This is a genomic window from Lactiplantibacillus sp. C232 (assembly GCF_023806725.1).
Classification (GTDB): Bacteria; Bacillota; Bacilli; order Lactobacillales; family Lactobacillaceae; genus Lactiplantibacillus; species Lactiplantibacillus plantarum.
Genome location: NZ_JAMSKZ010000002.1, coordinates 1 through 12,670 on the forward strand (window position 1 = coordinate 1; position 12,670 = coordinate 12,670).

The following is a 12,670-nucleotide window of genomic DNA, read 5'->3' on the forward strand; positions in this document are numbered from 1 at the left end:
GCGGATCCACCGAGGGTTCAAAGGACTCCAGGACACCTTGGAAGCATCATTTATTTAAGTTAGATACATATTATATGTACGAAGGCATTTCATTTACACAAGATTCTTGACGCTACCAAAAAATCCCATCTCAACTTTCTATATTACTAGTATTATGGTTTGTCAACACCGTTAATACCAGATTTTGCATACTCTATTTGACTGTATTTCATATTTATCCTATTTTTTTATAAGCTAACAACATCACTCACTTTTATTTTGATTACAATAATTTTAATACTGAAATAAATACACTCTTACCATGTTCACTTCTTATCCCGTTCCAAAACTAAGTACCGGCGAGTAATGTTTCCTCGCCGTAACCATAGAAATACTTAGAATCAGGTTTAATAAACTTATACTCATTAGTATGCCTATCAAAACTAATTGAGAGAGACTCCACCTAGTTTAATTCAAAACCCATTCCGTTCCCCAAGCTCCGCAAACCACTTTGCCGACTTCTTTAACGTTTTAGTTTGCGTATGGCTATCATTACGAATCAAGCCGTAACGATTATGGTAAGCATGATTCCATGACCAACAGTCAATACCACTCCAAACGAAGTAGCCCTGACAATTGGAGCCAGCCGCAATCCCTTTTGCTAAGGCAGTTAGGTGTTCCTTCATAAAATCGATGCGGTAGTCATCTTGAACGACGCCTTGTTTGTCCAGAAACCGTTCTTCACCAGCAACTCCCATACCGTTTTCAGAGATCATCCACGGAATGTTACCATAATTTTTTTGAATATTGCGTGCAATATCAGTCATCGCCTGTGGGTAAATTTCCCAGCCCCGATCAACGTTCATCATTCGACCTGGCATATCGTATTCCTTGAAGTAAATATCAGGCATCCACGGTTGCAAACTCTTTGGGCTGATATCTGGTCGCTGAACACGGAAGGGGTGATAGTAATTAACACCCAAACAGTCAACGGGATTAGCAGCGATAATTGCCAATTCAGTTGGGGTCGCATCCCATAGTACCCCATCCATTGTCAGTCGCTCGACCAACTTTTCTGGAAAATGTCCTAACACCGCTGGATCTAAGAAGAGGTTATTGGACCACAACTCAGCAAATTCCGCAGCCGCTAAATCAGCTGGATCATCTGACGCGGCATACGCTGGCGTCAAATTCAAAATAATCCCAATCTGTTGTTCCGGTCGCACGCAAAGTTCATGAAACCGAGCAACCGTTTTAGCGGATGCCAAATTCATGTTATAGGCGACCTGTACTGCTTTAGGGCCATTAATCACCTGTGGATAATGCCAGCCATACAAATATTGACCATCAACAACGACTTTAGGTTCATTGAATGTATACCAATGGTCGACCCGATCCCCAAATAACTTAAAGCACTGTTCAGCAAACTTAACAAATAATTCAACCACGTGCTTGGACTCCCATCCATGATATTTATCATAGAGTGCCACCGGTAAGTCAAAGTGGTGCAAATTAATATACGGTGTAATGTGGTGAGTCAACATCGAATCAATCACGTGATTATAGAAGGCGACACCATCAGCATTTAAGCTTGCCGTTTCAAAGTCATCAATTAGCCGTGTCCATTGGATTGATGTCCGCAAACCTTGAACCCCCGCCTGCGCCATAAGTGCAAGGTCATGATCATAATCATTATAAAAGTTCGACGCCGTATCTGGTCCAACACCGGCATCGAATTGTTCCGGCTCCGTTGCGAACCAATAATCGAAAACATTCTGATGCTGTTTATGAAAGTTACCTTCTGTCTGGGGGCCCGACGTTGCCGCCCCCCAGACAAAGCCTTCCGGAAACTCTACCATAGTCACGCCTCCTAACGGTTTTGGGATTGTTCAAAATCAACTGCAGCACCCCGCAAGTTCGCTTCATCGGTATACTGACAAGTCACTAACGTTGGCTTTAACGTGGCAATCTTGACCTGCTGATAAATAGCGGTTAAAGCTCGTTGAATACCCGGAATCAGGTCAGAATTGTTTGAGACACCACCACCCAGAATAATTTTTTCTGGATCAAAACTATACTGAATATTAAAGATACCTTGTGCTAGCGCCGCGTACATTGTGTCAATCTCGTGACGCGCCACTCCATCGCCAGTATCTGCTAACTGGTACAACTGCTGACCAGTCATTTTGCCAGTTTGATTCGTTACTTGCTGATACCGGTGAATTGCATTCGGTACCGTTCCTAATTCGCTCAGCGTTCCTGTGGTATTGATTTTTGTGTAACCAAATTCACCACCAAACAGGTGCGCACCGTGCCAGATCTGCTGATTGAAAATCAATGCACCGCCAACGCCGGTCCCAATGACTAGAAATGCTAGGCTCGTAGCACCTTGTCCGGCACCCGTCGATGCTTCCGCCAGTGCGGCACAATTCGCATCATTTTCAATGCTAACTGGCAACTTAAAACGAGCCGTTAATTCTGCTTGAATCGGGAAATTATGGATGTACGGAATTGCACTCGCACCCTCAATTACACCAGTCGCTTGATTAACTGCCCCAGGAGAACTGATCCCGACCCCAACAATCGCCGCTTGGGCCTTCATTTGTTCCACTTCACGCTGCAATAGATCCATGAACGCTGCCTTAGTCGTCGGGGTAGTGACCGCATGGTGCCGAGTTAGTGTCGAATCTTGCCAAACGGCGAATTTGATCGTCGTGCCACCAATATCGATTAATCCCAATGGTGCCATTATGCTCGCCCCGCTTCCGTCAATAATAACGTTTTAATCTCCATTGGCATTAAGGTATCCGTCGTCACTTCTGGTAATTCTTCTTCAAAGAAGTTGACTGCTTGCTTTGATAAACTGGTTGTCACCTTCAATGGTACTTGACGATCACTCAAATTATAGCCACGTACTGTCAATCCAGTACTATTGTTCGCGCGTTTTAAGCTCGTCACGGCAAATTCAGGTGTCGCGAGCGTCAAGTATTGATCGTCCGCTTCCAAGGTACCGGTATGTTGCCACGTCTGTTGGTTACTAAACGGCGTTTGCATTCCTTGCGCCCGTTGGTAACTCGCAATCCGTTGTGCTTCCGACCCATCGGTTAACTCCAAACTATAATTAAAGGTGAACGCCCCTTGGCATTGCGCCTCTGGGGTTGCAAAGTAGCCCCAATCCCCCATTTCACCCACACAACGTAACATCGTCAGCGCAATAGTATTATCTGCTGGCAAAATCTCGTACTCGTTTAAGCCCAAATTACCGACTGTCACACCATTAGCCTCGTTAAAGACACAGGCAAAGGCCTGTTGGTGTTGCGGGTTAGTTGGGTTTTGCCAGTTCTTAGCTGGTCGGTTCGCACGGGTTACGGTCTCGTAGATCGAATCAGCAACGTGGGTTTCGGCAGTCAGTGCCGTCTTGAATAGCACCCGTAATCGGTGATCTTTTGCTTGGTTATTGACATGTGATTCAAATTGTATTTGCCGACTATTAGGATTCAGACGAATCTTCGTCGTTATCGTCAGTGGCACTTTTTGAGTTGATCGCTGTGCTGTTCGCTGCGTGATATCCACAATGGCATGGGTCTCCTTAGCAAGTTGTTCATCCGCGGATGTTGGAACCTCCAAATAATTGATTAATTCCAACTCGCTGCCCAACTCGTCTGCATGCACAACCCGCACCTCCATTGGAAAATCAGTTGAGTAATAGGCGCGCTTATCAGCTGTTTGACGATAGATATATTCGTTACCCATATCACCCGTATCTTCAAACACAAGCATCTGATGGTAGGTCTTATTGGTCTCCCGATTTGTAATCGTTAAACTACCATCATCTTTCACACCAATTTTCAACCATTCATTACTGATTAATCGTGGTTGGGCCTTGACCGTTGCATTTGGCACTAGCGTTTGTGTGGCTGGTTGTAAAGCTAACGTCCGCCAAGCAAATGCTGGCATATTGACCACGTTCAACTCGATTGTGAGTTCAATTGCTTGGAATGGGTCCCGGAACCGATCTTTTGGTAAATCATAATGGAAGGCCACTTGTTGATCGATTAGTCGAAAGGGCACACTTTGACCATGGGCATCAACTACCATTAATTCTGGTAATTCAGCTAATCGCTGTTCAAGTTGGTGGCGTTGCTCCTGAATGGTACCCGTTGCGCTAAAAGCAATCCGGTCCCACTCTACAACAATTCTTGTCAGACCAGTCTTGGTAAAGCCAGTCGTATTAACAACGACAAACGGTTTCGCTTGTTCATTAAAATCTGTCGTATTGATTTTAGCAGTCAGCGTTGTCAGTGCATCGTGGGCAACAAATCGTGCGACTTCTTGTGATTTTGCAAACCGGGTTAACATCTCGCGGTGAACTTCATCGACAGAGCAACCACAAATACTATCATGGGGATGATTTTGCAATAACAATTTCCACGCATAGCGTAACCGATCGTGCGGATAGTCCGCGGCCGGATAAGCCATCGCTGCCAGTGGCTCCGCTTGATTTTCTAGTAACCGTTCGTTCTTCGTATTTTCCTGCTTCAAGTACACCCGACTGGAGGCCGTATTTGCTAAGGTGTACCAACCATCCGTTTCTTGACTCGTTAATTCGCCATGAATTGTACTTAAATCTTTAGGCAAATCTGCGCTCAGAGTCGCTAGGTAATCAGTAAAGTTAGAATGAATAAATTCATAATCAGGGTATAGTTCATTTGCGACCTTAATTGCCGCCGTCACGTCCAATTGAACAGGTTGGTGATCGACACCATTCATCATTAATAAATTATCCGTTGATGCAAATTTTTCAGCATCCGCGAGCTTTTGATCCCAAAACTTCTTAGCAGCCGTTCGCTCAACCGGAATCTCATTGCCGTTGCTATACCAATTAGCAAATAGCAGCCCTAGAATGCGAGTGCCATCCGGACCTTGCCACCACATTTCAGAATATTGAGATGCATAGTCTGCATCTCCAACCTGATTATTAAAACCAGTCGGCGTCACGCCACGACCAAAGGCAGCTGTCTTCAAATTGGCTAGCGTCATCATTTGTGGCGTTTGTCCCATGTTACCAAACGTATCAGGAAAATACCCCAAAGGAACTTCTTGACCATATTCACGCGCTTGATCGCGGCCAATAATCATGTTTCGAACATTGGATTCAGGACTAATCAGAAAATCATCTTGCAGAATATAAAATGGTCCGATTCGTAATTTTCCAGCCTTGATTGCCGCTGCTAATTCAGGTTTACGTTCTGGTCGTACCGCTAAATAATCATCCAGCGCAATCATCTGACCGTCCAAATGAAAACTGTCGAAATCTGAGTCATTTTTAAAAACATCCAGCAAATTATCAATCAGCGTCACTAAGCGCATATGGTGTTGTTCAAACGGCATATACCATTCACGATCCCAGTGGCTGTGTGAAATAACAAAGACCTTCTTCTTCGTCATGTTTACCTACCTCTCAATCTTAAATCCCAGTGTCGTTAACAATAATTCGCAATACATCATATTGGCCCAAGAGAACCATTCACGGGTAAACTGTGTGTCGTCATCGACATCGAACGATTCATGCATTAAATCAGTGTTTCCTGTCGTTTTAATCAACGTTTGTAACGCGGCCAATTGTTGTTCGTGACTATTGGCGGTTAATCCTTCCATCGCAATTGCAATCGGCCAAATATACCGAGCTGGAGTGTGGGGGCTACCTTGTCCAGCTGCTAGTTTACCGCTGTAGTAATACGGGTTTTCCGGGCTCAATAACGTCTGTCGGGTTCGTTGATAATTTAAGTCCAATAAGTCACAATACCCCAGGTAAGGAGCACTCAATAGGCTAGGAACATTGCCATCATCCATTAACTTTGCATGTCCCAAGCCGTCAACTTCGTATGCGTAGACTTTCTCACCATTAGCATTAGTCGTATAACCATACGTCTCAATACCATTACGCACAGTCGTCTGGAGTCGTTGAGCTCGCGCCACAATTTCTGGATCATCCAGAATGCTACTGAATATCGTCTGTAAATAACCAAGGATTACGACCGCAAACATATTGGCAGGCACCAGATACCCATACTCACAAGCATCATCGCTAGGACGAAAGCCGGACCAAATCATTCCCGTATCTGCAACCGGCGTGCCCCGCCCATCGCGAACCAGTGTGTCCTCAGGGCGATCAATCGTTCGAATAAACCGATACGGCGATGTTGCATGGTGTTGTTCAACTTCAAATGTTGTTAATAGCTTTTTGACACCGGTTACAAAATTATTATCAAATTGCGCGGTGACGCCGGTATTCTTATAGAGCAAGTATGCCAACTGCACCGGATAACATAACGAATCGATTTCGAATTTACGTTCCCAAATCCACGGCCCCATATTAGTTTGATCACTTTGATGACCGTGACCATTCGCCGTTTCATTGAAGGCATTAGCATAGGGATCAATCGCCATATTAAAGAATTGCCGCTGAACAACTCTAGTGATCAGGTCAGCAATGGCTGGTTGCTCATGTGCTAATGCCAAGTATGGCCGCACCTGTGCTGTTGAATCACGTTGCCACATGGCTGGAATGTCACCAGTCAAGATAAAGGCGTAACCTTGCTCATCGTCAGAAATGGTAGTTTCAAGCGTATTTAGGAATGTTTTTTGAAATACTGTACCTAATTTGGGATCAAGTGGTTGGCTCAACTGATTAACCTTAGCAACAAACTGTTGGACATGCTGATCTACATAGTTAGTCGTCATTATTGCACTCCTTATTTGATATATCATTTTCACCAATTATAACATTCAATACCGGTTTGTCTATATCAAATTACAACTAATTCTTCCCTTTTTCGTTCAAAAATGATATATTTACACTAAACTCAATTGACCGGAAAGGATCTTTCGATGCCGCAATCAGAACCGCGCTATTTAACCATTTATAATCAATTAAAAAGCCAAATTACCTCTGGAACTTTAACCGATAATGAACAATTACCAACCGAACTTCAGTTAGCTAAAGCTTACAACGTCAGTCGAATCACCTCTAAGCGAGCCCTCACTGAACTAGAAAGTCAGGGGCTAATTTACCGTAAACAAGGTAGCGGTAGTTTCGTGCAACCGACCGACCAGCCAAAGACTAACAAGCAGCTACTACTTGTCCTGCCGTTTCCAACCGATGCTGGTCTAGGCGACTATGCTTCCGGCGTGAGTTTAGCCGCTAGTGAACATCACTATCAAGCTGTTACTATGGATTCCGCGAGTTTCTTTAATCTCTCAGCCAAGGAGATCCACGAAAATTACGCCGGAGTCATTTATTTACCACAGGATTTGTATCAAGAAGCTGAGCGCATTTATCAACTCAAATTGGCACAGGTTCCAGTCGTTATCTTGGATAAGACATTACCTGCGCTTGAGTTGCCAGTCGTTACCGCTGATAACTTCAGTGGCGGCCAAATTGCAACTGATCATCTACTCCAACTTGGACATCAACAGATCTTGTTCTATGCACAACGTAATAACACAGTCCTGCCAAGTTCCGTCTATGAACGCTACTTTGGTTATTTGACAGCCCTCAATCAGCAACACGTTACGCCGGTCACTGCGCTTGCAGATTTACCCACTCTAAACCAATTCAGCACTAATGACTGGTTGACTTATCTTGCAGACCATCAGATCACCGCAATCGTTGTTGAAAACGATCTGACTGCAATCAAGCTGATGAACACTTTACGTAAAGTTGATCCTAAAATCTGGCAGCGGCTTTCAATTGTTGGCTTCGATAATATTCAAGCTGCTAGCCTGACGTACCCTTCATTGACGACCGTTGCACAAGATTTTAAAGGGATGGGGACTAAAGCAGTGTCCTTGCTGTTGAAGACTCCGGTTCAGCCAACTACTGTCCGCTTGCCAGTTCAATTAATTCAACGTGACTCTACTCAACCATTCCAACCAATTTCTAAGGAGAAATAACGATCATGAAAATTGACCAAATTGATATTCGTCAAGGCACCGCCAACAGTCCCCAACACTCTCATGGCAACTGTTTACCATACAGCGGCGTGCCCTTTGGGATGAATTACTTTGCCGTTCAGACTAACGGCGCTAACGGCGCCTGGTTCTTCCAACCAGATACACCGCGATTTGAAGGAATTCGCCTAACTCACCAACCCAGTCCCTGGATTGGCGACTATTGCCACTTATTACTCATGGGCGTCCAATGGCAGGATGCAACTAAGCGGCCAGACTTTGTCGGAAACTACCGGCCAAACGAAGCAACCTTCAATGCGCACCATCTAGCGATTTACGACGATCACTTTAACGTTCAAACTGACTTGGCACCATCAACGTATGGGGCCATTGCTCGCTATGACTTCCAGCAGTTAGAGCTAGCTCATCACGGCCTCATGTTGCAATTTTCCGATCACTTAACCTTTGAATTTACCCCAACGGGCGTCAAATTATCTGTCAGCGACTACCATGGTGGCGAAGACCCTAACCTAACTATGTACGTTGAATTAACGATTTCAGGCTTTGACCGTGCTAATTCTGGCTATTACGACGACCAAAATCATTGGTTTGTAACAACTGAAGGTCATGGTCATGCCCTAACACTACTTTTAGCTAGTGACCAGTCCCTAATCAACTGTCACCTTGCCACATCCTACGTTGATCGCACGCAAGCCCAGCTTAACTTAAAACGACTCCAAGACGCCGATTTGACGGCTCTTGAAAATGTAAGCGCTGCACAATGGAACGACTATTTAAGCCGAGTAACTATTCGCGATCATCACCCTGAGCTTATTCAAACGTTCTATACTTGCATGTACCGACTGTTCTTATTCCCACAACGTTTTTATGAATTGGACGCCAAGAACAAGCCGATCCACTACGATACAAAGTCTAAAACCATCAAATCAGGTCTACTCTATACGAATAACGGCTTCTGGGATACTTCAAAAACCGTTTACGCCCTATTCTCTATCTTAGCGCCAGAACTCTTACCTAAGTTTTTGGCAGGCTTCTTAACAAGCTACAATGAGACTGGTTTCTTACCACGCTGGTTGGCGCCAGATGAGCGGGGAATGATGCCCGGTAATCTAGTTGACTCAATTATTGCTGAAAGTGCTAAGAAAGGTATCGCATTAGAGCTCATGCCTCGTTTACTGGCTGCAATGCGTGATAGCGATTCAAAACCAGTTAAAAATTGCCGTTATGGTCGGCAAGGCAGTGCTGATTACGATCGTTTAGGCTACATCCCCGCAGACAAGTATCCTGAAAGTGTCAATTGGACTCAAGACTATGCCTATAGTGATTATTGCATTGGACAAGTCGCTGACGTATTGGATCAGACAGATATTGCCAACAAGTACTGGCAACTATCCAAGCGTTATCTCAACTTACTTGATCCGCAGACTGGCTTTTTGCGTCCCAAGAATAGCGATGGCCGATTCAAAGAACCCTTTGTCCCTGACAGCTGGGGGAGTGACTACACGGAAGGCAGCGCCTGGCAAAATAGTTACAGTGCCTTTCACGATATTAACGGCTTAATGACTGCCATGGGAGGTCCCAAGCGGTTCGATGATCAGTTGACAGCGCTCTGTAATACGCGCCCTAGTTATCACGTTGGTGGCTATCAGATGGTCATTCACGAAATGAGTGAAATGGCTGCCGTCGATTATGGTCAGGTCGCTATCTCGAACCAGCCTAGCTTTCATTTACCATATCTCTTTAGTTACACGGGGCACCGTGAAAAAACTCAAGTACTCGTAAAGCAGCTCCGGAAGTTATTCAATGCTTCCACTACCGGGTTCCCAGGAGATGAAGATAACGGCTCCATGGCCGGCTGGTTCATCTTCGCATGTTTAGGATTCTACCCAGTTTGTCCAGCTGATGCGAAATACGTGCTCGGAATTCCGGCTTTTGACCACGTTACACTGCACACGGCCGATCATGATATCCAATTAACTACCACTAACAATCACGATCATAATAATTTTGTGCAAACTATGACGCTCAACGGCCACCACTACGACCAAGCCACGATTAGCCATCAACAGCTACTAAATGCAACCAATATTGACGTCCGCTTAGGGCTTGTTCCTGCTAGTGTTACGAACAAATAAAACAATAATCCGCTATTAAAGATCACCTCCGTTGGTTATAAATTGCTAGTGCCACTTTAAGACCTAGCACAACCTATCGAGGTGATTTTTTCTATGTTTCATTAATACAGCTATTGTTAAATTAACCTAATAACAGCAAAAAAGCGTGATCAAGTTGTCTTGATCACGCTTCAAAAATATTACTTGCCTGCTATAGCGTTGAAATCTATGGGATATCTTAGCATCGCAATACCGAGCACTGCTTCTTTAGTGCGACTTACCTGTTTCTTCCTCTTCATCCAACATAATGGAGTTCTGTGTTTCTTTATCGAAGAAGTGCGCTTTGTTAATATCAAAGCCCATCTGCACTTTTGCACCGGGTTGATGAAAATCACGAGAATCAACATTAGCCACAAACTCAGTATTACCAACTTGACTATAGAGCTGGCTAGTAGCACCTAATAATTCAGACACGTTAATTGTGGCTTCAACTGTCGAATTTGGCCACGTATCAATGAAGATCTCTTCAGTATGAATATCTTCCGGTCGAATTCCGAAGACGATATCCTTGCCATTATAACCACGTTTATCTAAAACTTTAGCCATCCCTTCAGGAATTGTTAGTTGTACGCCCTTATGGTCATCAATAACCTGATCTTGATAATTAACATTGAAGAAGTTCATAGCAGGTGAGCCAATAAAGCCAGCAACAAACATATTCCGTGGACGATCATAAATTTCTGAAGGTGTTCCAATCTGTTGAATCTCACCAACTGACATGACAACCACCCGATCAGCCATGGTCATTGCTTCAGTTTGATCATGGGTCACATAGATTGTCGTCGTGCTAAGCCGCTGATGTAACTTGGCAATTTCGGCCCGCATCGATACCCGTAACTTGGCATCCAAGTTAGATAATGGCTCATCCATTAAAAAGATCGGTGCATCCCGTACAATCGCCCGGCCTAGGGCAACCCGTTGTCGTTGCCCACCAGATAAATCAGCTGGCTTACGGTCCAAAAATTCAGTTAGTCCTAAAATTTCAGCAGCTTGGTCAACTCGCTTGGCAATATCATCTTTTTTATACTTACGTAGCTTCAACCCAAACGCCATATTACCCGCAACGGTCATGTGTGGGTATAACGCATAGTTTTGGAAAACCATCGCAATGTCACGGTCTTTCGGCGAGATATCATTCATCACCTTACCGCCAATTTCTAATGTTCCTTGCGTAATATCTTCCAATCCGGCAATCATCCGTAATGTTGTCGACTTACCACAGCCGGAAGGTCCAACAAAGACAATAAATTCCTTGTCCTTAATATGAAGATCGAAGTCATTCACTGAGTTAGTTTCTGCATTTGGATAACGTTTATAAATATGATCTAAATTAATTTCAACCATGATAAATCCCAACCTTTCTGACACTATTAATTGTATTGGAAAGCGTCTTCATTATGAATGGGCAGGTTATTCAAAAAGTTCGCTTTTATTCGGCAATTTTACCAAAAGTTCCTATAAGCACCATTTCAAGTGGAACAACACTTAATTGTCGAATTCAAAAAAAACACCAAGTTGATATATCAACTTGGTGCCGACTTATATGAACCCACACGCCTTACCGGTTTTTCTCACCTGGTATTACCATATTAATCTAATAAGGAAGCGGCTAACGCAAAGTCGCCCACGGTTGCGGACGCATTATCTGCAAAGTGACTGTGTACGATTAAGTCGGTTGGGACTTGCACGTAACCATTGTTTAGCTGATCAAAGTACTGGCGAACCTTGACCATATCGGCGTCGTTAATCACTGAACCACCAAAGATGATTTTTTCTGGCGTCAAGTTAACATATGCATTAAAGGCCATTTGAGCAGCGTAATAGTCAATGTAATCAAATACAGGATTGTCCCGCTGAAGGTTCTCCCCGCGCTCACCGGTCCGTGCCTCAATGGTCGGTCCAGCTGCTACCCCTTCAAAACACTGATTACCGTGGAATGGGCAACTCCCAACAAAATCATCATCTGGATGCAACATTACCGGCGCATGCCCCATTTCCAGATGCGAGTAACCCCCAATAAAGTTGCCGTCCTGAATCGCACCACCGCCAATACCAGTGCCAATCGTGAAATAAACCGCTGCATCAACGGCTTGAGCCTCACCAGCAATGTATTCACCATAGATTGACGCATTAACATCCGTCGTAAAGTAAATCGGCACGTGTAGCGCTGCCGTTAGAATCCCTACAATATTAGTCCCCGCCCAGCCTGGTTTTGGCGTTGCTAGAATATGACCATAATCGGCAGTGCCGTGCTTAATTCCAATTGGCCCAAATGACCCTAATCCAATGGCATCAACTGGATTAGCCTTAAAAAAGTCAATACAAGCCGCCAATGTCTCTTCAGGGGTTAAAGTTGGAATTCGCTTCTTTGCGCCCATTTGATAAGTCTCATCCGCTACTGCTAAGATAAACTTAGTACCGCCCGCTTCAATGCTCCCTAATCTTCTACTCATTCTTTTCACCTTCACTATTTCTTATTAAGATTAATGTACTCAATCGCTACAATTGGTTACGCGTATACTTATCAAAACCAACTTGTTAAA

The 12,670-nt window shown here is 44.2% G+C and carries 8 protein-coding genes; 2 read left to right on the forward strand and 6 right to left on the reverse strand.

Annotated features, from left to right (window positions below):
- Positions 1–452: 452 nt before the first annotated feature.
- Genes MZO41_RS02335 through MZO41_RS02350 form a run of 4 tightly spaced genes read right to left on the reverse strand, consistent with a single transcriptional unit; the run spans position 453 to position 6,723 of the window.
- Entirely contained in the window at positions 453–1,838 is a 1,386-nt protein-coding gene (locus tag MZO41_RS02335) for a glycoside hydrolase family 1 protein (protein ID WP_003641574.1), read from the reverse strand.
- Positions 1,839–1,849: 11 nt separating this feature from the next.
- Positions 1,850–2,728 (reverse strand): ROK family protein, encoded by an 879-nt coding sequence (locus MZO41_RS02340; RefSeq protein ID WP_003641575.1) that lies wholly within the window; start codon positions 2,726–2,728, stop codon positions 1,850–1,852.
- Positions 2,728–5,427: an alpha-mannosidase gene (locus MZO41_RS02345; protein WP_013356071.1), complete on the reverse strand. Its 2,700-nt coding sequence runs from the start codon at positions 5,425–5,427 to the stop codon at positions 2,728–2,730. Before MZO41_RS02345 ends, MZO41_RS02340 begins: the two co-directional genes overlap by 1 nt.
- A 6-nt stretch (positions 5,428–5,433) precedes the next feature.
- Positions 5,434–6,723, reverse strand: coding sequence for a glycoside hydrolase family 125 protein (locus MZO41_RS02350; RefSeq protein WP_013356072.1), 1,290 nt, complete (start codon positions 6,721–6,723; stop codon positions 5,434–5,436).
- Positions 6,724–6,870: 147 nt separating this feature from the next.
- Here MZO41_RS02350 and MZO41_RS02355 point away from each other — a divergent pair, with 147 nt between their 5' ends.
- Both MZO41_RS02355 and MZO41_RS02360 read left to right on the forward strand, forming a co-directional pair.
- A complete protein-coding gene (locus tag MZO41_RS02355) occupies positions 6,871–7,935 on the forward strand; it encodes a GntR family transcriptional regulator (RefSeq protein ID WP_013356073.1) in 1,065 nt (354 codons plus the stop codon).
- 5 nt (positions 7,936–7,940) lie between these two features.
- Positions 7,941–10,088 carry a GH92 family glycosyl hydrolase gene (locus MZO41_RS02360; RefSeq protein WP_013356074.1) on the forward strand — a complete coding sequence of 716 codons (2,148 nt, stop codon included), beginning with the start codon at positions 7,941–7,943 and terminating at the stop codon, positions 10,086–10,088.
- A gap of 246 nt (positions 10,089–10,334) precedes the next feature.
- On the opposite strand, the gene MZO41_RS02365 is transcribed toward MZO41_RS02360, so the two are convergent.
- Positions 10,335–11,471, reverse strand: a complete 1,137-nt coding sequence (locus MZO41_RS02365) for an ABC transporter ATP-binding protein (RefSeq protein WP_013356075.1) — start codon at positions 11,469–11,471, stop codon at positions 10,335–10,337.
- Between the two features lie 245 nt (positions 11,472–11,716).
- Positions 11,717–12,580 (reverse strand): ROK family protein, encoded by an 864-nt coding sequence (locus tag MZO41_RS02370; protein ID WP_003641581.1) that lies wholly within the window; start codon positions 12,578–12,580, stop codon positions 11,717–11,719.
- Between the last annotated feature and the right edge of the window lie 90 nt (positions 12,581–12,670).